The sequence below is a fragment of the Agrobacterium sp. a22-2 genome, assembly GCF_012276985.1.
Lineage (GTDB): Bacteria > Pseudomonadota > Alphaproteobacteria > Rhizobiales > Rhizobiaceae > Allorhizobium.
In genome coordinates this window covers 154,556-175,922 of sequence record NZ_JAAXMM010000013.1, presented here as the reverse complement: position 1 = coordinate 175,922, position 21,367 = coordinate 154,556, and the positions used below count along the sequence as shown (strand labels likewise).

At 61.5% G+C, this 21,367-nt stretch carries 21 protein-coding genes; 13 read left to right on the top strand and 8 right to left on the bottom strand.

Going from position 1 to position 21,367, the window contains the following annotated elements; translation table 11 throughout:
- Positions 1 to 24: 24 nt before the first annotated feature.
- Both HFC70_RS20190 and HFC70_RS20185 read right to left on the bottom strand, forming a co-directional pair.
- A complete protein-coding gene (locus tag HFC70_RS20190) occupies positions 25 to 1,128 on the bottom strand; it encodes a branched-chain amino acid aminotransferase (RefSeq protein WP_168475085.1) in 1,104 nt (367 codons plus the stop codon).
- Positions 1,129 to 1,273: 145 nt separating this feature from the next.
- Complete coding sequence (locus tag HFC70_RS20185) at positions 1,274 to 2,155, bottom strand: LysR family transcriptional regulator (RefSeq protein ID WP_168475084.1); 882 nt, start codon at positions 2,153 to 2,155, stop codon at positions 1,274 to 1,276.
- A 120-nt stretch (positions 2,156 to 2,275) separates the two neighbouring features.
- Between HFC70_RS20185 and HFC70_RS20180 the strand changes: the two genes are divergently transcribed.
- The 3 genes from HFC70_RS20180 to HFC70_RS20170 all read left to right on the top strand — a co-directional run bounded on the left by HFC70_RS20180 (position 2,276) and on the right by HFC70_RS20170 (position 6,091).
- A complete protein-coding gene (locus HFC70_RS20180; protein WP_168475083.1) occupies positions 2,276 to 3,772 on the top strand; it encodes a CoA-acylating methylmalonate-semialdehyde dehydrogenase in 1,497 nt (498 codons plus the stop codon).
- Between the two features lie 176 nt (positions 3,773 to 3,948).
- Positions 3,949 to 5,028 (top strand): YjgN family protein, encoded by a 1,080-nt coding sequence (locus HFC70_RS20175; protein ID WP_168475082.1) that lies wholly within the window; start codon positions 3,949 to 3,951, stop codon positions 5,026 to 5,028.
- A complete protein-coding gene (locus tag HFC70_RS20170; protein WP_168475081.1) occupies positions 5,018 to 6,091 on the top strand; it encodes a M48 family metallopeptidase in 1,074 nt (357 codons plus the stop codon). The genes HFC70_RS20175 and HFC70_RS20170 overlap by 11 nt, the downstream gene beginning before the upstream one ends.
- An 82-nt stretch (positions 6,092 to 6,173) precedes the next feature.
- On the opposite strand, the gene HFC70_RS20165 is transcribed toward HFC70_RS20170, so the two are convergent.
- Complete coding sequence (locus HFC70_RS20165; RefSeq protein WP_168475080.1) at positions 6,174 to 7,217, bottom strand: Fe(3+) ABC transporter substrate-binding protein; 1,044 nt, start codon at positions 7,215 to 7,217, stop codon at positions 6,174 to 6,176.
- 187 nt (positions 7,218 to 7,404) lie between these two features.
- Here HFC70_RS20165 and rirA point away from each other — a divergent pair, with 187 nt between their 5' ends.
- The 6 genes from rirA (at position 7,405) to HFC70_RS20135 (ending at position 13,055) form a co-directional block, all read left to right on the top strand.
- Positions 7,405 to 7,887, top strand: coding sequence for an iron-responsive transcriptional regulator RirA (gene rirA / locus HFC70_RS20160; protein WP_168475079.1), 483 nt, complete (start codon positions 7,405 to 7,407; stop codon positions 7,885 to 7,887).
- 240 nt (positions 7,888 to 8,127) lie between these two features.
- Positions 8,128 to 9,738, top strand: a complete 1,611-nt coding sequence (locus HFC70_RS20155) for a GMC family oxidoreductase (protein ID WP_168475078.1) — start codon at positions 8,128 to 8,130, stop codon at positions 9,736 to 9,738.
- A gap of 110 nt (positions 9,739 to 9,848) precedes the next feature.
- Entirely contained in the window at positions 9,849 to 10,886 is a 1,038-nt protein-coding gene (locus HFC70_RS20150) for an AbrB family transcriptional regulator (protein ID WP_168475095.1), read from the top strand.
- A gap of 31 nt (positions 10,887 to 10,917) precedes the next feature.
- Entirely contained in the window at positions 10,918 to 11,451 is a 534-nt protein-coding gene (locus tag HFC70_RS20145) for a gluconokinase (protein ID WP_168475077.1), read from the top strand.
- Positions 11,452 to 11,719: 268 nt separating this feature from the next.
- Positions 11,720 to 12,376, top strand: coding sequence for a TetR/AcrR family transcriptional regulator (locus HFC70_RS20140; RefSeq protein WP_168475076.1), 657 nt, complete (start codon positions 11,720 to 11,722; stop codon positions 12,374 to 12,376).
- Positions 12,377 to 12,395: 19 nt separating this feature from the next.
- On the top strand, positions 12,396 to 13,055 hold the full coding sequence (locus HFC70_RS20135) for a TetR/AcrR family transcriptional regulator (protein ID WP_246735882.1): 660 nt from the start codon (positions 12,396 to 12,398) through the stop codon (positions 13,053 to 13,055).
- 8 nt (positions 13,056 to 13,063) lie between these two features.
- Here HFC70_RS20135 and aguB read toward each other — a convergent pair whose 3' ends face one another.
- From aguB to HFC70_RS20115, 4 genes are all read right to left on the bottom strand, one after another.
- Positions 13,064 to 13,936 (bottom strand): N-carbamoylputrescine amidase, encoded by an 873-nt coding sequence (gene aguB, locus HFC70_RS20130; RefSeq protein ID WP_168475075.1) that lies wholly within the window; start codon positions 13,934 to 13,936, stop codon positions 13,064 to 13,066.
- Between the two features lie 15 nt (positions 13,937 to 13,951).
- Positions 13,952 to 15,259 carry an FAD-binding oxidoreductase gene (locus tag HFC70_RS20125; RefSeq protein ID WP_168475074.1) on the bottom strand — a complete coding sequence of 436 codons (1,308 nt, stop codon included), beginning with the start codon at positions 15,257 to 15,259 and terminating at the stop codon, positions 13,952 to 13,954.
- A 1-nt stretch (position 15,260) separates the two neighbouring features.
- Entirely contained in the window at positions 15,261 to 16,619 is a 1,359-nt protein-coding gene (locus HFC70_RS20120; RefSeq protein WP_168475073.1) for a glutamine synthetase family protein, read from the bottom strand.
- A gap of 284 nt (positions 16,620 to 16,903) precedes the next feature.
- On the bottom strand, positions 16,904 to 18,157 hold the full coding sequence (locus HFC70_RS20115; RefSeq protein WP_168475072.1) for an FAD-binding oxidoreductase: 1,254 nt from the start codon (positions 18,155 to 18,157) through the stop codon (positions 16,904 to 16,906).
- A 177-nt stretch (positions 18,158 to 18,334) separates the two neighbouring features.
- Between HFC70_RS20115 and HFC70_RS20110 the strand changes: the two genes are divergently transcribed.
- Positions 18,335 to 18,502, top strand: a complete 168-nt coding sequence (locus tag HFC70_RS20110; RefSeq protein ID WP_168475071.1) for a hypothetical protein — start codon at positions 18,335 to 18,337, stop codon at positions 18,500 to 18,502.
- Between the two features lie 204 nt (positions 18,503 to 18,706).
- Here the strand turns inward: HFC70_RS20110 and HFC70_RS20105 are convergent, their stop codons facing one another.
- The gene (locus tag HFC70_RS20105; protein WP_168475070.1) at positions 18,707 to 18,895 is read right to left on the bottom strand and encodes a hypothetical protein; all 189 of its coding nucleotides are present in this window, start codon (positions 18,893 to 18,895) and stop codon (positions 18,707 to 18,709) included.
- Positions 18,896 to 19,212: 317 nt separating this feature from the next.
- Between HFC70_RS20105 and HFC70_RS20100 the strand changes: the two genes are divergently transcribed.
- The 3 genes from HFC70_RS20100 (at position 19,213) to HFC70_RS20090 (ending at position 21,331) form a co-directional block, all read left to right on the top strand.
- Complete coding sequence (locus HFC70_RS20100; RefSeq protein WP_246735881.1) at positions 19,213 to 19,746, top strand: DUF992 domain-containing protein; 534 nt, start codon at positions 19,213 to 19,215, stop codon at positions 19,744 to 19,746.
- A gap of 309 nt (positions 19,747 to 20,055) precedes the next feature.
- Positions 20,056 to 20,448 carry a GFA family protein gene (locus tag HFC70_RS20095; RefSeq protein ID WP_168475069.1) on the top strand — a complete coding sequence of 131 codons (393 nt, stop codon included), beginning with the start codon at positions 20,056 to 20,058 and terminating at the stop codon, positions 20,446 to 20,448.
- A gap of 223 nt (positions 20,449 to 20,671) precedes the next feature.
- Positions 20,672 to 21,331 (top strand): hypothetical protein, encoded by a 660-nt coding sequence (locus tag HFC70_RS20090; RefSeq protein WP_168475068.1) that lies wholly within the window; start codon positions 20,672 to 20,674, stop codon positions 21,329 to 21,331.
- Positions 21,332 to 21,367: the final 36 nt, after the last annotated feature.

Below are 21,367 nucleotides of genomic sequence, written 5' to 3'. Positions count from 1 at the left end.
CCTTATCCCATTCCCGCCAGCCCCTTACCCCAGATCCACCGTCTTCACCCAGCCATGCGCATCCGGCGCCTGGCCGCGCTGGATGCTGGTCAGCTGGGTGCGCAGGGTTTCGGTCTGCAGGCCGGTGCCGGCATTGCCGATGACGAATTCGCCGCCGGCGTGGCGGACCGTGCCGATGGCGGCAATCACGGCGGCGGTGCCGCAGGCAAAGGCCTCGCGCAGTTTTCCGCTTTGCGCGTCCGCCTTCCACTCGTCGAAGGAATAGGGCCGTTCGACGACGTTGAGGCCGTTTTCGCCGCAAAGCTTGATGATCGAGGCGCGGGTGATGCCGGGCAGGATGGTGCCCGACAGCGGCGGCGTCACCACCGTGCCGTCATCCATCACGAAGAACACGTTCATGCCGCCGAGTTCCTCCACCCAGCGGTGTTCGGCCGCATCGAGAAACACCACCTGGTCGCAACCGCGCCTGGTGGCTTCCGCCTGGGCCAGCAGGCTGCCGGCATAGTTGCCGCCGCATTTGGCAGCCCCGGTGCCGCCGGGGCCGGCGCGGGTGAAATCCTCGGACACCCACAGGGTCACCGGCTTGCCGCCGCCCTTGAAATAGGGGCCGACCGGCGAGGCGATGACGCAGAAGATATATTGCCGCGATGGCCGCACGCCGAGAAAGGTCTCGCTGGCGAACATGAACGGCCGCAGATAGAGGCTGCCCTCACCCTCCGGCACCCATTTCGCGTCGATCTTCACCAGTTCCTCGACAGCCTTCAAGAACAGCGCCTCGGGAATTTCGGGCATCGCCATGCGCTCGGCGGATCTGGCAAAACGACGGGCGTTTTCCTCCGGCCGGAACAGCAGGATGCGGTCGTCCGGGGCGCGATAGGCCTTCATGCCCTCGAAGATTTCCTGGGCATAATGCAGCACGCTCGCCGCCGGGTCGATCGAAAACGGCCCACGCGCCTTGATTTCGGCGGAGTGCCAGCCCTTGTCGGCATCCCACAGGATGACCGCCATATGGTCGGTGAACAGCGTGCCGAAGCCGAGGTTTTCAAAGGCCTTGAGGCGGGCGTCCTCGGCCATCGGCTGAAGGTTCGGCGCGATCGTGAAGTCGGGCAGTGCGGTCTCTGTGGTCATCGGGTGCCTGTTGCTCAAAAAATCCAACGGTGGTGCTGGCGATGCTGGGGCTGGAGCGCGCATCGCCGAAGGCTTTGGTTTGCGCGGTTCAGGGCGATTTTGTCAACTGAATCCGGTATCCCCGAGCGAGGCTGCCGCCGCTTTTTTAGAGAAAGATCGGCCGCTCCTCGCTCACTCGTTCCTGCAGATAGTCGACCACGGTGCGCACCCGCACCAGTTCACGCGCGCTTTCGTGATAGGTCGTCCAATAGGCTCGGCGGATGGCGATCTCCGGCAAAACCCGCACCAGTTCGGGATATTGCCGGGCGATATAGCTGTGCAGGATGCCGATGCCGGCGCCCGAGCGCACCGCCTCGGTCTGGCCGGTGGCCGAGGAAATCTCGAATGTGGCATTCCAGTTGCGCATCACCTCGGCGGTGAAATTCAGCGAGGCGGAATAGAGCAGGTCCTCGACATAACCGACCCGCCGGTGGTCCTTCAGCGCCTCGACCCGCTCAGGCACACCGGCGGCGTCGAGATAGGCCTGCGCCGCATAAAGCCCCAGCGTGTAGTCGGTGAGCTTGGAGGAAATCAGCCGGCCCTGTTCCGGCCGCTCGATGGTAATGGCGATATCGGCCTCGCGCTGCGACAGCGAGAAGGTGCGCGGCACCGGCACCAGCTGGATCTTCAAGTCCGGATGGCGCTGCGTCAGCCGGCCAAGCCTCGAGGCCAGAAAGGCGACGCCGAATCCGTCCGGCGCGCCGATCCGCACCGTGCCGGCCACAGCGCTGTCGATCCGGCCGATGCTCGACTGGGCGGCCAGCATTTCCGTTTCCATGCGCTCGGCGGCATGCAGGAAAATCTCGCCCTCCGGCGAAAGCTCGCAGCCATTGGTGCGGCGGATCAGAAGTCGCGTCTGCAGCGATTCTTCAAGAGCGGACACCCGGCGCGACAGGGTCGCATGGTTGACCCCCAGCCGCTTCGAGGCCGCCAGGATCTGCCCGGTGCGCGCCACCGCCAGAAACATCCGCACGTCGTCCCAGTTCATCGCGATCCCTGTCGTGTTGGAAGTGACTTCTATTTCCGCACAACGGATGTGTAATTCAGGCGATTGATTTGTGCAAATTGAAGTGCAAAGCTGCGATCATAAAAACCTAGGAGGAACCCCATGTATCAGATCGGTCATTTCATCGGCGGCCAGAAGGTCGCCGGCACATCCGGCCGCAAGCAGCCGATTTTCAACCCGGCCACCGGCGAGATCCAGGGCGAAGTGGCGCTGGCCAGCGACGCCGAGCTCGACGCCGCCGTGCAGAATGCCAAGGCCGCCCAGGGCAAGTGGGCCGCCACCAATCCGCAGCGCCGCGCCCGCGTCTTCATGAAATTCGTCGCCCTGCTCAACGAGAACATGAATGAACTCGCCGAAATGCTGTCGCGCGAGCATGGCAAGACCATCGAGGATTCGAAGGGCGACGTCATCCGCGGTCTGGAAGTCTGCGAATTCGTCATCGGCATCCCGCATCTCTCCAAGAGCGAGTTCACCGAAGGCGCCGGCCCCAACATCGACATGTATTCGATCCGCCAGCCGGTCGGCATCGGTGCCGGCATCACCCCGTTCAACTTCCCCGGCATGATCCCGATGTGGATGTTTGCCCCGGCGATCGCCTGCGGCAACGCCTTCATCCTGAAGCCTTCCGAGCGTGATCCGTCCCTGCCGATCCGGCTTGCCGAACTGATGATCGAGGCCGGTCTGCCGGCCGGCGTGCTCAACGTCGTCAACGGCGACAAGTCGGCCGTCGACGCGATCCTCAGCCATCCCGATATCTCGGCCGTCTCCTTCGTCGGCTCCACGCCGATCGCCCGCTACGTCTATGGCACGGCGGCGATGAACGGCAAGCGCGCCCAATGCTTCGGCGGCGCCAAGAACCACATGATTATCATGCCCGATGCCGATCTCGACCAGGCGGCGCAAGCGCTGATTGGCGCCGGCTACGGCTCGGCCGGCGAGCGCTGCATGGCGATTTCGGTCGCCGTTCCGGTTGGCGAGGAGACCGCCAACCGCCTAATCGAAAAGTTGACGCCCATGGTCGAATCCCTGCGCATCGGCCCCTATAATGACGACAAGGCCGATCTCGGTCCTGTTGTCACCAAGGAAGCCAAGGCCCGCATCCTCGGCCTGATCAACAAAGGTGTCGAAGAGGGCGCCAAGCTCGTGGTCGACGGCCGCGATTTCAAGCTGCAGGGTTACGAAGACGGCTATTTCGTCGGCGGCTGCCTGTTCGACAATGTCACGCCGGATATGGACATCTACAAGACCGAGATCTTCGGACCGGTTCTCTCGGTCGTTCGCGCCAAGAACTACGAGGAAGCCCTTGATCTGCCGATGAAGCATGAATACGGCAATGGCGTTGCCATCTACACCCGCGACGGCGATGCGGCCCGCGACTTCACCAGCCGCATCAATATCGGCATGGTCGGCGTCAACGTGCCGATCCCGGTTCCGCTGGCCTACCATTCCTTCGGCGGCTGGAAGTCCTCGTCCTTCGGCGATTTGAATCAGCACGGCACGGATTCGATCAAGTTCTGGACCCGTACCAAGACCGTCACCAGCCGCTGGCCCTCTGGCATCAAGGATGGTGCCGAATTCTCGATCCCGACGATGAAGTGATCTTCGTCTCCTCCTGACGATGCAGGGCGGGCCTCGAAAGAGGCCCGTTTTGCGTTGCAGGCCCTTGAGCTTGCGCCATCGCCATGGTTGAAAGACCGGTCGGTGCGACGCGCTGGAGTGGGGACCAAAGCCCGCCGTCGGCCGAGAGGTGTGAGATCGAGTCGAGAGGGTTAAGGATGACGATTGCATCTATGGAAGCGGCCAATCCGCTGGAGCGCGGCGAATTCCGCGGCAATGCACGAGAATATTTCGGTATCTGGATCGTCAATGTCCTGCTGACCATCGTCACGCTCGGCATTTATTCCGCTTGGGCCAAAGTGCGGCGCAATCGCTATTTCTACGGTAACAGCGTCGTGGCGGGCCATTCCTTCGACTATCACGCCCGCGGTAAGCAGATCTTCATAGGCCGGGCCATCGTCTTTGCCATCTTCATCACCATCCAGATCGTCGCGGCATTCTATCCGCTGTTTGGCATCGTCGTGCCGTTCATCCTGCTGGCGGTGCTGCCCTGGCTCATTTCCCGCGGCCTGCGCTTCAGCGCCCGCGTCACCAGCTATCGCAATATCCGTTTCGATTTCGTCGGCACTGGCTGGCGCGCCTTCCTCTCTATCCTGCTGGGCGGCATCCTGGCTTTCCTGAGCTTCGGCATCCTGGCGCCGCTCGCCAGCCGCTGGCTCTATCGCTACATGCTGAACAACCTGCGCTACGGCGATCGCGCCTTCTCGACCGATCCGAAGCTAGGCCCGCTCTACCGGGTCTGGGTCCTGCCGGCGCTGATGGTACTGGTCGGCCTCGTCCTTGCTGCTCTTGCCGGCTGGATGGTCTACAGTTTCGATCAGGCGTCCGACCCCGACGTCATGCTGGACGAAACCCAGCTGCAGCTTCGCATCATCGGCACCATCTACGCGGCGATGATCGCCCTTTTCATCATGTATGCCGTGGCAGGGATCTTCTACCGTGTCGGCGTGCGCAACGTGGTGATGAACGCCACGCTGCTCGACGGCAAGCACACGCTTTTCAGCGATCTTTCCCGCGGCCGCTATTTCTGGATCGTCCTGTCGAACCTGATCGTCATGGTCCTGACGCTCGGCCTGATGCGGCCCTGGGCAGCGGTGCGCGAACAGCGTTATGTCGTCGAACATACCGGCATCGTCTTCATGGGCGATCTGGATGACATCATGGCCTCGATCCAGGCGACCGGCACGGCGGCTACCGCCGAATATCTCGACATGGAGGGTTTTGACTTTGGCTTCTGACGGCAGCGTGATCGCGACGGGCCATTGGCATCCCCCCGGCTCCAGCCGCGCCCTTGCGGCAAGGCTGGAGGGGGAGGGCCGGCAACTGGCCGTCTTGCTGACGGACGATGGCGGCGAACTGGCGGCATCGGGCAATCTGGCAGACCTTGCCATATCCGACCGCGTCGGCCGCATTCCGCGGCGCATCGGATTTGCCGATGGCTCGCTGTTCGAAACGCCCGACAATGACGCGGTCGATGCCTGGCTCGCCACCCATCGCGCCAACCGCAGCGGTTGGATCCACGGGCTGGAAAAGTTCCATCCGCGACTGATCGGCTTTGTCCTGGCGGTCATTGTGCTGGCCGGCCTGATCTATCGTTATGCCGTGCCGGCACTGGTCGAGGTGGCGATCGTCCTGACGCCGCCGGTTGCCACCGAAATGATGTCCTCCGGCACCCTGTCGTCGCTCGACAAGGCGGTGTTCTCGCCGAGCAGCCTGCCGGAGAACGAGCAGGCCGATATCCGGACGCGCTTCGAGGCGATTACGGCACATTCGGTGCGCGGCGTGGACGGCTATACCTTGAATTTCCGCAGCGGCGGTTTCATCGGCCCCAATGCCTTCGCGCTGCCGGACGGCACGCTGGTCATCACCGACGAACTGATCGAGCTGGCCGATGGCGATACCGAGATGGTGCTCGGTGTGCTTGCCCATGAAATCGGCCATGTCGAGCGCAATCACTCCCTGCGCCAGATCTATCGCGCCGCCGGCACAGCTGCCCTCATCATGCTGATTGCCGGCGATATCGGCACGGCGGGCGAGGATATCCTGACCAATGGCGCGGCGCTGCTGTCGCTCTCCTATTCGCGCGCCGCCGAAAGCGAGGCGGACCGCATCTCCGTCGAACTGATGAGCAAGGCTGGCCACGATCCCGCCGCCATTGGCCGGTTCTTCGCGGTGCTGGAAAAGAAACTCGGCAGCAGTGGCGACACATCGATGCTCTCGACCCATCCCGGCACCCCGGAGCGCCGCAAGGCGATCGACGATTATGCCACGGAGATAGGTAAAAGCAGGGCTGGCGAATAGCGTTGCAGGCGTGGCACGGGTTTGAAAACAGCAATGGCGGCCACCGGCCGCCATTCTGTTGTGTGGATCAAGCGAACAAGCCTTACTGCGTCGGGCCGTCGTTGAAGCCGACCTTGTCGACTAGTTCGGAGGCCGCCTTGCGGTTGGCGGCGATGTCGGCGAGCGACAGGGTGTCGGGCTTGATGGTGCCGAACGAGGTGACGATGTCGGAGGTCTTGGCGCCTGGCATCACGGGATATTCGAAGACCTGTTCCGCATAGATTTCCTGAGCCTCGCCGGAGGCCAGGAATTCCATGAACTTCACCGCATTGTCCTTGTTCGGCGCATTCTTGGCGAGCGCCATGCCGGAGATGTTCACATGGGTGCCGCGGTCCGCGCTATTGGGAAACAGCACCTTGATGGCAGCCGCCCATTCCTTTTCTTCCGGGTCCTTTTCATTGGTCATCATCAGACCGACATAATAGGTATTGCCGAGCGCGATATCGCATTCGCCGGCCATGATCGCCTTGGCCTGGCTGCGGTCGTTGCCGTCCGGCTTGCGGGCCAGATTGTCCTTGAAGCCACGCAGCCATGTCTCGGTGTAGTCGACGCCGTGATGGGCGATCATCGAGGCGAACAGGCCGATATTGTAGGAATGCTGGCCGTCGCGAATGCAGATCCGGCCCTTCCATTTCGGGTCGGCCAGCTCCTCATAGGTGATCGCCGTGTCCGATACGCGCTCCTTGGAGGCATAGACCACGCGGCCGCGCGTCGTCAGGCCGAACCATTCGCCGGCCGGATCGCGGTAATGAGCCGGGATGTCCTTGTTGATGATCTCGTTGCTGACCGGCTGCGTGACGCCGCCGTCCCGCGCCTCGACCAGCCGTCCGATATCCACGGTCAGGATGACGTCGGCCGGCGAATTGACGCCCTCGGCGCTGATGCGCTCCACAAGTCCCTTGTCGAGGAAGAGAACATTGGTCGCAATGCCGGTTTCCTTGGTGAAGGCATCAAGAACGGGCTGGATCAGTTCCGGCTGGCGGTAGGAGTAGATATTGACCTCGCCATCGGCAAATGCCTGGCTGCCGATTGCGAAAAATGCGGTCGTTGCGGCCAATCCGACGACCGTTGTCCTGATGCGTGACATGGGACTTCCCCCCTTCATTCCAATAGGTGACTTTTACTTGAGTAAGGATATCATGATATTTGTTCGGCATGTCAACGCAGGCGTGCTATGGCTGTTATCACGACCTTGTGTATTTTTGCTATTTTGGAATTGTTCAAAACTGCAAAAGGCATTATATACGGATAAAACTTGATTCAGGGAGTTAAGCATGCGTTTGACGAAGCAGACAAATTACGCGGTTCGCATGCTGATGTATTGCGCGGCCAACAATGAAGGCCTGAGCCGGATCCCTGAAATTGCAAAGGCTTATGGCGTTTCGGAACTCTTCCTTTTCAAGATTCTGCAGCCCCTGAACAAGGCCGGACTGGTCGAAACCGTACGGGGCCGCAATGGCGGCGTGCGCCTCGGTCGCCCGGCGACCGACATCAGCCTGTTCGATGTCGTGCGCGTCACCGAAGACAGTTTCGCGATGGCCGAATGCTTCGAGGACGATGGCGAGGTGGATTGTCCGCTGGTCGACAGCTGCGGCTTGAACTCGGCCCTGCGCAAGGCACTCAACGCCTTCTTCGGCGTGCTGATGGAATATTCCATCGACGATCTGGTCAAGGCCCGCCCGCAGATCAACTTCCTGCTTGGCATCAACGAATTCGCCGTTCCACGCGGCTCGGCGGTTACAGCGCCGGCTGCCTGACGCGTCACAGCTAGACCGCTTTTTTCAGAGCCCGTGGACCCTGTCCGCGGGCTTTTTGGTGTCGTGTCGCGTCGATTTGTCCCGTCACCTCGCCAACCCTGATCAGCCCCTGATGCTGAATTTCTTGGCTCTTGAGATTGTCGCTCCATCGAGCTACGTTTACGTAAACGGAATAGGAAATGCCCTGGGAGGAATGACGGGCAGCCTATCGCCGCAGATATATCGGGGCGGGGGGAAGGGATGTTCGATTATGTGGTGGTCGGGGGCGGATCGGCAGGCGCCGTTCTGGCCGGTCGGCTGAGCGAAAATGCCGATGTCCGGGTCTGCCTGCTCGAGGCTGGTGGCAATGGCCGAGATCTCTTGATGCGGGTACCATCAGGGGCTGCCGCCATCGTGCCCGGCCATCTGCGGTCCGCCAACTGGGCCTTCGAGACCGAGCCGCAAGCCGGCCTTCATGGGCGACGCGGTTTTCAACCGCGCGGCCGCGGCCTGGGCGGGTCCAGCGCCATCAATGCCATGCTCTATGTGCGCGGCCATCCCGGCGATTATGACGATTGGGCGGCGGCCGGTTGCGCGGGCTGGAGCTTTGCCGATGTGCTCCCCTGGTTTCGCAAGGCGGAGGGCAATGCCCGCGGCGCCGGGCCGCAGCACGGCGCGGACGGCCCCTTGCAGGTCTGCGATGCCGACTGGGCTCGGCCGGTCAACCAGGCCTTCCTGCAGGCTGCCGAACAACGGGGCTTTGCCCACAACGCCGATTTCAACGGCGAGACCCAGGAGGGCGTCGGCCTCTACCAGACCACGCAGTTCTGGAAGGGACCGCGCAAAGGTGAGCGCTGCTCGGCCGCGGCCGCCTATCTTCACGACCATGTCGACCGGCCGAACCTGACGATCCTGACCGGCGCCCATGCAACCCGGATCCTTCTGGAAAATGAACGGGCCACCGGCATTGCCTATCGCCAGGGCCGCAGCGAAGGCCGGGCCCTCGCGGCGCGCGAAGTGCTGTGCTGTGCCGGCGCGTTCCAGTCGCCGCAGCTGCTGATGCTGTCCGGCATCGGCCCGGCAGAAGAGCTGGGGCGGCATGGTATCAAGGTTGCAGCCGATCTGCCTGATGTCGGCGCCAACCTTCAGGATCACCTGGATTTCACGGCAATCTATCGCTCGTCCGACCGCGACATGATCGGCATCGGCCCATCCGGTGCCATGGATATCGCCCGCTCGGCCCGCCAGTGGCGAAACGGAGGCGCTGGCCACCTGCGCTCGACCTTTGCCGAATCGGGCGGATTCCTGAAAACCGACCCGGCACTCGACCGGCCGGATATCCAGCTGCATTTCGTCGTCGCCATGGTCGATGATCACGCCCGCAAACTGCATCTGGGCTATGGCTATTCCTGCCATGTCTGCGTGCTCAGGCCCCATTCGCGCGGCCGTGTCACCTTGCGTAGCGCCGATCCGATGATGCCGCCGTTGATCGATCCGGCCTATCTGTCCGACCCGCGCGACATGCAGGACCTGCTCGCCGGCGTTAAGCTGATGCGTTCGATCATGGAGGCGCCAGCGTTCGATGCCTACCGTAAGTCCGAACTCTATCCGATCGCCGGCCTGGACGACGCCGCGCTGACCGATCAGCTTCGCAAGCGCGCCGATACGATCTATCATCCGGCCGGAACCTGCCGGATGGGAACCGACAGTTCGGCCGTCGTCGATCCGCATCTGCGGGTGCACGGCGTCGAGGGCTTGCGTGTCATCGATGCCTCCGTCATGCCGACGCTGATCGGCGGCAATACCAATGCTCCCGTCATCATGATGGCCGAAAAGCTGGCGGCGGAAATCCTTGGACAGGGAAATCCTTGAAGCCTGAAGGCCCATGTTGACCTGACGGGATGTTGCTCTAAAAGGAACCGGCAGTGCGGGCACCGCTTCGCCCGCAGCGTTTCCTGTCCATCAAGACGATCCAGCCCTCCATGTCCCTGCCGGAAATCCGCTCCCTGATTTTGACCGTTCTGCTGGGTGGCTTAGGCGCCGCGGTAGCATTTTACCTGGCGTTTCCCGCACCTTTTCTGATTGGCCCGGCACTGGTGGTGACGCTGGCCGGCCTTGCCGGTCTGAAGCTCATCATCCCGCTTTGGCTGCGCACGGTCTGCTTCGTGCTGGTCGGCATTTCCATGGGCACCGCGGTGACCCTGCAGGTGATCGAGGCGGCCAAGAGCTGGCCGCTCAGCTTCGCCATGGTTTTTGTCGCGGTCGTCATCCTGCTCTATGCCGCCTATTTCGTGCTGAAGATCGGCTTCGGCTACGATCACAAGACCGCCATGCTCGCCTCTTCGCCTGGCCATCTGAGCTATATCGTCAGCCTTGGCGCCGATATCGGCGGCGATATCGCCAGCATCAGCATCATCCAGAGTGTTCGCGTTCTCGCCCTGACGCTGACCGTGCCGCTGATCGTCGAGTTCCTGGATCTGGTCGCCGTGACGCCTGGCGCCCCGGCCGTCGCGATGAGCGCGCCGGTGATTGCCCTTGTGATTGCCGCCTCGGCCGGCGTCGGCTTTCTCTTCCTGCGGATCAACATGCCGGCAGCGTTCCTGCTCGGCGGCGTCGCCGTTTCGGTCGCAACCCATCTGAGCGGCGTGGTGTCGGGCTCCGTGCCGCAATGGCTTCTGATCCCGGCCTACGTAACGCTCGGCTGCCTGATCGGTTCGCGCTTTTCCGGCGTGCCGATCGGCCGGATGAAGAAGGCCTTTGTCGCCGGTGCCGTGGTTACCGTCGTGGTCGTGGCCATCGCCGCGGTCATCGCCATCTTTGTGACCTCGATGACCGGCCTGCCGCTCAATGCCACGGTGATCGCCTTTGCGCCCGGCGGACTGGAGACCATGGCGGCCATGGCGGTGATGATGCATGCTGATGCCACCTATGTCGGCGCCCATCACGTCCTGCGTATCCTGTTCCTGACCGTCTTCATGCCTTTTGTGCTGCGGCGTGGCAAAGGCGAGGTCAAAGAATGAGCACTGCGGGGACGACAAAGGGAGAATGACCATGAACGAACAGCGCAACGTCGGCCCCGGCCGGGCCATTGTCGTGATGGGGGTCAGCGGCTGTGGCAAGTCGTCGGTCGGCGCGAGCTTGGCTCTTCGCCTCGGCACGCCGTTCCTGGAAGGCGACAGCCTTCACCCGCCGGCCAATGTCGAGAAGATGGCCAAGGGCATTCCGCTGACCGATGACGACAGGTTTCCTTGGCTGGAACTGATCGGTGCGCGGCTCGCCGAGGCGCTGGCGCGTGGTCAGTCCATCGTCGTGTCCTGCTCGGCACTGCGAAAATCCTATCGCGACATCCTGCGGCGTGCCGGCAACGGCCAGACGGCCTTCGTGTTCCTGGAGGGCACGCCGGAGCTTCTGGCCCAGCGAATGGGCGCCAGGGAAGGCCACTTCATGCCGACATCGCTGTTGACCAGCCAGTTGCAGACACTGGAAAGTCCGAGCGGTGAGGCAGGAGTGGTGACGGTCAGCATAGACCAGGATCTGGAAGCGATCGTCGATGATGCCCTGTCCGGCTTGAGCAAAATCCGCTGAGCAGCAGTCCTTCTGTCCGCCAGTTGTCTCCTGTTTGTGTCGCATCCGTGCGACAGGTCTGCAAAAGTCTCAGATTGGACGACTGGCTTTCAAACGATTGTGATGATTGTTCACCTCGTCGGCGCGGCCGGAAAAGGTCCTTCATGCAATTAGAAATCGCTCAAAAAGGACACTCCGTCTGTCATGATGCCCTTGCCCTAACCGTCACTGGCCCTACCTACTTTTTGCTTGGACGACAATGAAATGGCAGGCGAAGGAAAGCTGACTGATGGCAAGGGGTGAGCGGGCACCAATCAGCCCGGTTCTACGGCGCAAGCCGAAGCAGGAAAGAGCGAAGGAACGGATCGAAGCTATCCTGAAGACCGCCATGCGCCTGTTAGGGGAAAAAGGCGTGGATGCCGTGACCATGAAGGAAATCGCGGCTGGCTCCGGTGGTCCCCTTTCTTCCGTCTACCAGTATTTTCCCAACAAGTCGGCCATCATCGCCACGCTTTTCGAGCATCATGCGCAGTCGGTTCGATCCTTGTTGGCACAGCGGTTCAGCAGCCTTGAAACTCTGGACGAGGCGATCGTTGCGATCGAGCAGACGATCAGGGCCTATTATGGCTTGTTTTATGCCAACCCCGCCTTGCGGCAATTGCAGGTCGCCATCCAGGCCGATAAGTCGTTGACCAATCTCGACATCAACGAGCGTCGGATCGAGGCCGACTTTTTCTTGCAGGCCACGGCGCGGTTCATTCCCGAGGTCAATCGCGACGAATTTCGGCGGACGGTCTTTTTGATGTTTCAGCTTGTCAACAATGCCATCCGTCTGGCCCTGGTCGTTCCGCCGGAGGAGTCCGGCGATGTCATGGACGATTTTGTCGCTATGATGTGCGGCCAGATGCGGCTGTTGGGGCGTGTCGACACGTCGATCAATGCCTGACAAGCCGGAGGATCCCCCGATGCACAGCCGAATGGACGCAAGCGAGGGCTCTGCCCTGCGCCGACAACCCAAGCAGGAACGCAGCCGCGAACGGCTCGACGAAATCCTGAAAGTTGCCATGGAGTTGATCGGCTCAAAGGGGCTGGATGCCGTAACGATGAAGGAGATCGCCACCAATGCCGGCGGTCCTATCGCCTCCGTCTATCAATATTTCCCCAACAAGTCGGCCATCATCGCCACGCTCTACGAGTGTTATGCGCTGAATATCCGGGCGCTGGTCGCCGATAAGTTGACCCATATCGACAACTGGGAGGATGTCGGTGCGGCGGCTGAAACCGTATTCGACGCCTATTTCAAGCTGGTATCCGAACATCCGCCGACCCAGGACCTGCTGAACGCCATCCAGGCCGACAACAACCTGAAAAGCGCCGATGTCGCCGAAACTCGCCTGCATGCCGATATGTTTTCAGCCGCCACGGCAAGGTTTGTCCCCGCGCCGCGCCGGATGCAGTACAATCGCACGGTTTTTCTGATGTTCTATATGGCGGCCGGCGCCGTTCGCCTGGCGCTGATGCTCCGCAACGACCAGACGATCGACATATCAGGGGATTTCAAGGCGATGATCCGCCGTCAGCTGCAGCTTTTCAAGGCAGACGACGCGACCAACGACGCAGACTGAAAGCCCGTTCAGATGCCACCGTCGAGGCTGGCAATCGTGCCGTAGAGATCCGGCCGCCTGTCGCGGAACAGGCCCCAGGCCTGCCGTTGCCGTGCAATGCCGTCAAGATCGAAGGTGGCTGTCAGCACCGTTTCGCTGATGCGGTCGGCCTCGCAGACCATGTCCCCGGTCTGGCCCGTAATGAAGGACGAGCCGTAGAAGGCGATCTCGGTGCCCGCCTTGCCGGGTTCGGTGCCGATGCGGTTGGACGCGATGACCGGCACGATATTGGCGCTCGCATGGCCCTGCATGACGCGCTGCCAATGGGCTGCCGAATCGATCGTCGGATACTGCGGTTCCGAGCCGATGGCGGTCGGATAGAACAGCAGTTCGGCACCCTTCAGAGCCATGCTGCGCGCCGCTTCCGGAAACCACTGGTCCCAGCAGATGCCGACGCCGATCTTCGCATAGCGCGTCTGCCAGACCTTGAAACCGCTGTCGCCGGGCGAGAAATAGTATTTCTCCGTATAGCCGGGTCCATCCGGGATATGGCTCTTGCGATAGTGCCCGAGCACCGAGCCGTCGGCATCGACGATCGCCACGCTGTTGAAGAAGGCCTGTCCCGCCTTCTCGAAAAAGCTGATGGGCAGCACCACCGCAAGCTCGGCCGCCAGCGTCGCAAAATGCGCAATCAGCGGGTTACCTTCAAAGGGCTTTGCCAGCTCGAAGAACTCCGGCCGCTGGTCCTGGCAGAAATAGGGCGTCTCAAACAGTTCCTGCAGCAGGATCACCTGCGCCCCTTGGCTTGCGGCCTCGCGCACCAGCGCTTCCGCCCGTGCAAGCGTATTCTCCCTGTCCCAGCTGCAGGCCATCTGCGTGGCGGCGACGGTCACGGTGCGCATGGTCGGTTTCCTTTGTTAGATGCCGAGCCTGTCGCGCAGGCCATACCACCAGGCGCCAAGCAGGGTCAGCGGCACGCGGAACGTCTTGCCGCCGGGGAAGGGCAGGGCCGGCAGCGACGACCAGACGTCGAAGCGTCCGGCATGGCCGGCCACCGCCTCGCCGAGGATCTTGCCGAGCAGGTGGGTGGTGGTCACCCCATGGCCGCTGTCGCCATGGGAGAAATAGACGGTGTCCGACAGTTTGCCCATATGCGGGATGCGGGTCAGCGTCAGAGCGAAATTGCCGCTCCAGGCAAAGTCGATCTTGGCGCCGGCCAGCTGCGGGAAGGTCTTTAGCATATTCGGCCGGATCACGCCGGTGAGATCGGCCGGATCCTGCCCGCCATAGCCGATGCCGCCGCCATAGAGCAGGCGGTTGTCCGCGGTGCGACGATAATAGTCGAGCACGTAATTGGCATCCTCGACGCAGTAATTGGCCGGCAGCAGTTCCTCGATCAGCTGGGCGTCGAGCGGTTCGGTCGCCATCACCTGGCTGGAGACCGGCATCATCTTGTCGGTGATCTTCGGCAGCAATTGTCCGAGATAGGCATTGCCGCAGACCAGCACATACTTGGCCTTGACCGAACCCTTGGCCGTGCGCACCACGGGATTGGCCCCCATGTCGAGGCCGGTGACGCGGGAGTTCTCAAAAATCCGGCCGCCCAGGCTTTCGACGGCAGCGGCTTCGCCCAGCACCAGGTTGAGAGGATGGATATGGCCGCCAAGTCTGTCGATCATGCCGCCGACATAGCGGTCGGCTTTCACATATTGTCCAACCTCGGCCTTGGACACCATCTCGAGGCCGGTGTGGCCGTGCTTTTCCCAATGGGCCTTCACGCCCGCCATTTCGCGCACCTGCTTGTCGGTGAAGGCGGCAAAGAACCCGCCATCGACCAGACCGCAGCGGATGCCGTATTTCGCCACCCGATCGCGGATGATCTGGCCGCCTTCCAGCGACATCTGCCCAAGCTTTAGCGCCTTGTCGGGGCCGTATCGCCGGGCGATGGTTTCGAGATCCCGGCTATAGCCGTTGACGATCTGCCCGCCATTGCGCCCCGAGGCGCCAAAGCCGATGCGCTCGCCCTCCAGCACGATCACCGAAAAGCCGTTCTCCGCCAGTTGTAGCGCCGCCGATATGCCGGTGAACCCGGCGCCGATCACGCAGACATCGGCAACCTCTTCGCCTTCCAGCACCGGGCGGATGCGCCTGTCGTTGGCCGACGCCGCATACCAGGAATTGGCATGGCCGGGATTGTGGGTGTTGGTTCTGATCTGGTCGCTCATCTCACACCGTCCTGATATAGGCGTCATATTCGACATCGGTCACGCGCAGCGAGAATTCCGCCTGCTCCTGCTGCTTGCAGGCCGTGTAGAGCCCGCGATATTTCGGGCCGAGCGCCGCATAGGCGAAACTCGACTTGGCAAAGCGCTGGATGGCATAGTCCCAGTTGGTCGGCAGCGGTTCGTGGCCGATCGCATGCTCGTCGCCGCTGATCGCGCCGCCCGGCTGGGTCTTTTCCCGCATGCCGGCAAGGGCCGCACCCAGGATCATCGCCAGGACCAGATAGGGGTTGGTGTCCGAACCCGCGACGCGGTGTTCGATGCGGGTAGCGGGCCTGGATGCGGTAATGACGCGCACCGCCGCCGAACGGTTGTCGAAACCCCAGGAGGCATAGGTCGGCGCATGCTCGGAGGGGCGCAGCCGGCGATAGGAATTCTGGTGCGGCGCAAACACCGCCATGCTCTCGCCCATGTTGTCGAGAAGCCCGCCGACGCAGTGCATCAGCACGTCGGCCGGACCGTCCTCGCCGACGAAGATATTGCGGCCTTCCTCGTCGAGGATGGAGAAATGCACATGCATGCCGCTGCCGGCCTGGGTGCCGTAGGGCTTGGCCATGAACGTGGCATCCAGATCGTGGCAGCGCGCCACGCCCTTGACGATGCGCTTCAGCAGCACCGCGTAATCGGCCGCCGCCAGCGCGTCGGGCACATGGTTGAGGTTGATTTCATATTGGCCCGGACCGTTTTCGCGCAGCGTCGTGTCGGCCGGAACGCCTTGCGCCCGGGCCGCAGACGAAATGCCGTAGAACACCTCTTCGAAATCCTGCAATTCCGAAATCGACAGAACCTGCGTCTGGCCGGTGTGCCAGCGCCCGTCGCGCGTATTGGGCGGCCGCACCGGATCGAGCGCCGAGCGCACCGGGTCGATCAGGTAGAATTCCAGTTCGGTGGCGACAACCGGCGTCAGCTTCAGCTTCTTGTAACGCTCGAGGACCGCGGCCAGCACCTGGCGCGGGTCGCCATAAAAGCCGCTGCCGTCCGGATTCTTCATTTCGAGCAGAACCTGTGCGGTCGGCCGCGACAGCCAGGTGACGCGCGACAAGGTGCCTGGAACCGGGAAACAGATGCCATCCGGGTCGCCCGTGCCTTCGGCCAAGCCGGCGGCATTGACGTCGCGGCCCCAGACATCCAGCGCATAGACTGAACGGGGAATGGCCATGCCCTTGGTCAGCACGTCAAGCGCCCGCTCGCGCGGGATCCACTTGCCGCGCGGCACGCCGTTGACATCGATGACGAAGGCTTCGAGAACCTCGATATCGGGATTGACGTCGAAAAAGGCTTTGGCTTGGCTTTCAATATCCATAAGGCACCGGCAGTTGCTCGTTGGTCTTGATCGATCGGCATGACACCACGCCGCACGCGAAAGAAACACTGCTAACGGTGGGCGCTCTTTGCGTTGTAGATCAAAAACCGTGCCATGCGTCTGCCCGTCACCCACTGGTCCGCCCGTGAGGCAAGAGGCTGCTGGAAAATGCAGCGCTGCATCAGGGCTGAGTGCCTTCCGGAGGGAAGGACTAAAAAACTGGTCGAATGACCAGTTTCTATCCTAGCACTGCTTTTGCCGCAAAGCCAGCCAGCCCTTTGCGATCAGGGCTTGAAGCGTTCCGGCCTGTAGGGCTCGATATTGAGGAAGGGCTTCTCTCCGTCCATTGCCTCGGCAATCAGCCGGCCGGTGACGGGCCCGAGCGTCAGGCCGTGATGGGCGTGGCCGAAGGCGAACCAGACATTCGCGTGGCGTGGCGCCTTGCCGATGATCGGCATCATATCCGGCGTGCAGGGGCGGGCGCCCATCCAGGGTTCGGCATCCAGCCGTTCGCCGAGCGGGAAGATGTCGCGGGCGACCTTTTCGGCGCGCTCCAGCTGTACCGGTGTCTTCGGCGCATCGCGAAAGGCGAATTCGGCGCCGGTCGTCAGCCTTATGCCCTGGTTCATCGGCGCCAGGAAATAGCCGCGCTCGTTATCCATGGTCCAGTTGTTGAGCGTCGCATTGCCGGTCGTTCCATAATGCATGTGATAGCCGCGCTTGACGCCGAGCGGGAAACGATAGCCAATCCGCTTGGTGACGTCGTCCGACCACGGCCCCATGGCGACGACGACTTGGCTGGCCTCGATCGCGCCCTCGTCGGATTTCACCGTCCAGCTCTTGGCAGACGGGTTTTCGGTGAGCGTCGTCGCGTCGCCCTTGACGAAGCGGCCGCCAAGGCTCTCGAACAGCTTCAGATAGGCCATTGTCAGGGCATGCGGGTCGAGCACCGACCACGGATCCGACCATTTCAGCGCGCCGGTGAACGTCCCGCGCAGATGCGGTTCTTCCTTGGCAAGATCGGCGGACGAAAGCTCGGTATAGCCGATGCCATAGTCGCGGGCGAGCCGTGCCGCCTCCGCATATTCGGAATCGCGCTTGGCATTGCTGCGGAAAATCTCCATCCAGCCGTTCTTGCGGATCAGATGGCCGGCACCAGCCGCCTCCACCATCTCGCTGTGCTCACTGACCGAATGCTCGATCAGCGGTGCATAGGAACGGGCGATATCGAGATGGCGACGATGGTTGGAATGCCACCAGTATTTGGCGAGGAACGACATGACACTGGGCACGGCCCGTGGATGGTAATGGGCGTCGATGCGGTTGTTGAAGCTGTAGCGCACCAGGAGATCGAGGTTCTGCGGAAAACCGTAGGGCACCACGCCTTCGCGCTGGATCAGGCCGGCATTGCCGAACGAGGTTTCCTCGCCGGCACCGCGGCGGTCAAGCAGCACCACCGATTTTCCGCGACGCGCCAAATGGACGGCTGTGGAAACGCCGATAATCCCGGCGCCAAGAACGATGGCATCTGCTGACATTCACTGAATTCCGTTTTGGGACTGGATGACATGTAAAGATGCAATCGCCATTGTTGCGGCGCAAACAAAAAATGCAGGCGGCAACGAAATAGCGGTGAGCGTTGCAAAAATGTGGTCATGGTGGTCGGCATCGGTGCTATAGCACTCCCCTGACCCCTCCCACCGAAGGACGCCCCGATGATCCGTTTCGAGAAGAAGCCCGAGCCCACCCTTCCGGACGAGGCCCCTAAGAAGGCGAAGCCCGCCGAAAGCGCTGTCGATTACGCCTCGCTTGCCAAGCCCGTCTCCAAAAAGCGCGGCCGCAAGGACACCACCAAAGACGACACAGAAGAAACCCTGCTCTAAAGGCAGGGCTGAGGCTGGTCATAAACTCTGCCAGGTGATTGCCTTGGCGATGTCTTTAGAGGCGGGCCAGGTCTTTTAAGGCGGGATGTGGTTGTGGCTGTCGGTCCGCCTCATCCCCGGTGCAGCACGCTGCGCCCGACCCACCGGGCCACCTTCTCCCCGCAAGGAGAAGGGATGCAGCCTAACTGCTCAAGCTTTTCTCCATCACGCCATGCCCGCCGGATCGCCGATCGGCAACAATGCCGGATCGTTCGGGTTGCGGCTGTCGTCCGGCTTTTGCACCGGCGGCTTCGGGGCCTCTTCCTGCGAACGATCGGGCACACCCGGCGTGCGGCTCGGGCCGCGCGGGGTTTCCAGGTCGGGCTGCGGGCTGTTGGGAATGGTGGTCGGCATGAGATGTCTCCTCCTCGTTGCGTTGGTATCGAATGTGTCTCTCTTGTCACGACAACGGGGCAGAACGGCCGATGGTTCCGCAAACAGGCCTCACTGGTCAACAATCCTGAGCTCCAAGGCCAAACGGCGCCGGTGCCTTCGAAATGCCCCTTTAGGGTTGAAAGGGTAACTTCGTCCGTCGCTTTTGAGTCTTCATAGGCGCCGCAGCAGGTTCGCCGATCGGCATCGATGGTCGATTGCGCGCAGGATTCCTTGCGGCCTTAGCCGGATGGACAGCCCGGTGCCATGCACCGTCACGATATGACAAGGAGACTGATATGATGAAGAATTTTGGGATGGCACTCACCGTTGCTACACTCGCGCTGGCAGGCGCCCAGACAGCCTCCGCCGCCGACATGACGCCGGGCTACACGCCGCCGGCGGCCTATGACCAGGATGCAGAGGGCGGCGTGAAGATCGGCAATCTCACCTGCGACATCGGCGGTGGCACGGGGTATGTCATCGGTTCCGCCAAGGAAGCCGATTGCGTCTTCCGCTCGACGGTCGGCAGCGAGCTTCTCGACAATTACACCGGCGAGATCCGCAAGCTCGGCGTCGACCTCGGCTTCACGACGCGCAGCCGCCTCGTCTGGGCGGTCTTTGCGCCGACCGCCGGCTATCACCGCGGCTCGCTGGCCGGCCTCTATGTCGGCGCCTCTGCCGAAGCCACCGTCGGCGCCGGCGTCGGCGCCAATGTTCTGGTGGGCGGCACCTCCGGCTCAATCCACCTCCAGGCCGTCAGCGTCACCGGCCAGCTTGGCCTCAACGTCGCAGCCGGCAGCGCCTCGATGACCCTGACGCCCGCCAACTGACCCCTTGAAAACCCTTCCCCTTGCGCATTGAGCGGAAGGGGAAGATCTGCTCTGCAGTCGTTAAAAGCAGCTCCAATGGCCGCTGACGCAAGTCCGCCCCTGCGTCAGCTGACAGCTCTGTTCGCGTCGACGCGTGACCCCCGCTGCCCGTCGCAAGCGTGACGCATGCCCGCCCTTCGACCGGCGCAATTGCAATCAAAGCCATTCGTTGCAACAATCCCCCCATCTGATCAGGCCGACGGATACGGCCAACGGACACGGCCAGAGGATGGCAAGGATACGGCCAGCGAACAAGGAAGGGGACGCAGCATGGACCAGTTCACCGGCGGCTGCCTGTGCGGCAATGTCAGGTTCGTGGCGTCGGGACGCCCCTATAGGGTCGGCATCTGCCATTGTCTCGATTGCCGCAAGCATCACGGCGCTCTTTTCCACGCATCCGCGATCTTTCCCGAAGCTGCGGTGACGGTGGAAGGCGAAACACGCGACTACGCCGGCCGCTTTTTCTGCCCCCGCTGCGGCTCACCGGTCTTCGGCCGCAGCGCCGACGAAGTCGAAGTGAACCTCGGCGCCTTGGACGCCCCCGACCAGTTCACCCCAACCTACGAACTCTGGACCATCCGCCGCGAATCCTGGCTGCCGGATTTTGGGCTCGCGAGGCGATACGAGCGAAATCGAGAGGGTGCTGGGCGGTCTGAGGGGTAGGGGGGTGACCATGTAAGGCGTGTCGGGTTTCAGAGCTTGTCGCTGGTTTGCGGCACGCCGCCAGCCGGATGAGGCGAACATTCGGGCGGCCTAACGTCCTGCAATTGGTAACCCGTCAGCTTCCCTAGATTGTTGGCTATTTATATGCGATGCCTTCGATAAGGGCAAGCTGTTGCCTTTGAAGTTGTGGCGCTAACCTTAGCTCTAGCTTAACGAGACTATTGTGATCAAAGATATCTCCCGTGAGAATGTCCGATATGAATTAGGTCACCTTTCAATTTCCGTCGATGACGTTATTCGTATCCTGGAATCGAAGGGCGAGTTGAAGCTTACTGCGAAGAATGGTGACGTAGAATTCGAGAGTTTGGAGGATATCAAAGCACATAAAACTCTCTTCGCTGGCCAGCCAAAAATATACACTGAAAACGCAATTATTTCATTTGAAAGAAATTGGGCGTCCGTTTCTCCAATATGGGGAAGTAATAATTTCAGTATAGTAAAATCAATTTATCACGATATTGTTAGGCACAAATCATTTGTCGACAGATTTGCGGAGCTAAAAATATTCAGGACTTTTTATGTATTGACGATAATTTTTGTATACTTTTTTTATAATGTAAGCTCGGAAAAATTCAATATTCCAGATTACATAAGTTTTACCATTACATTCGCTTACATTGCGTATTTTTCGGCGCTTACTGTGAAGCATTTGTGGGATGGGTATTCCATATTTTTTCGAAACGCCGTGTTTTACGAAGTGAAAGACAGCTTCCTTAAGAGAAACTTTGACACCATCGCTGTCTCAGCACTCACTGGCGTAGTTGCCCTAGTGATTGGCGCTTTTGTTCCAGGTTTGATCGAAAAGCTCAAGGGATGGTTCTAATTCTGCCTGCCCTCACGATGGTTGCACGCAGGCGGG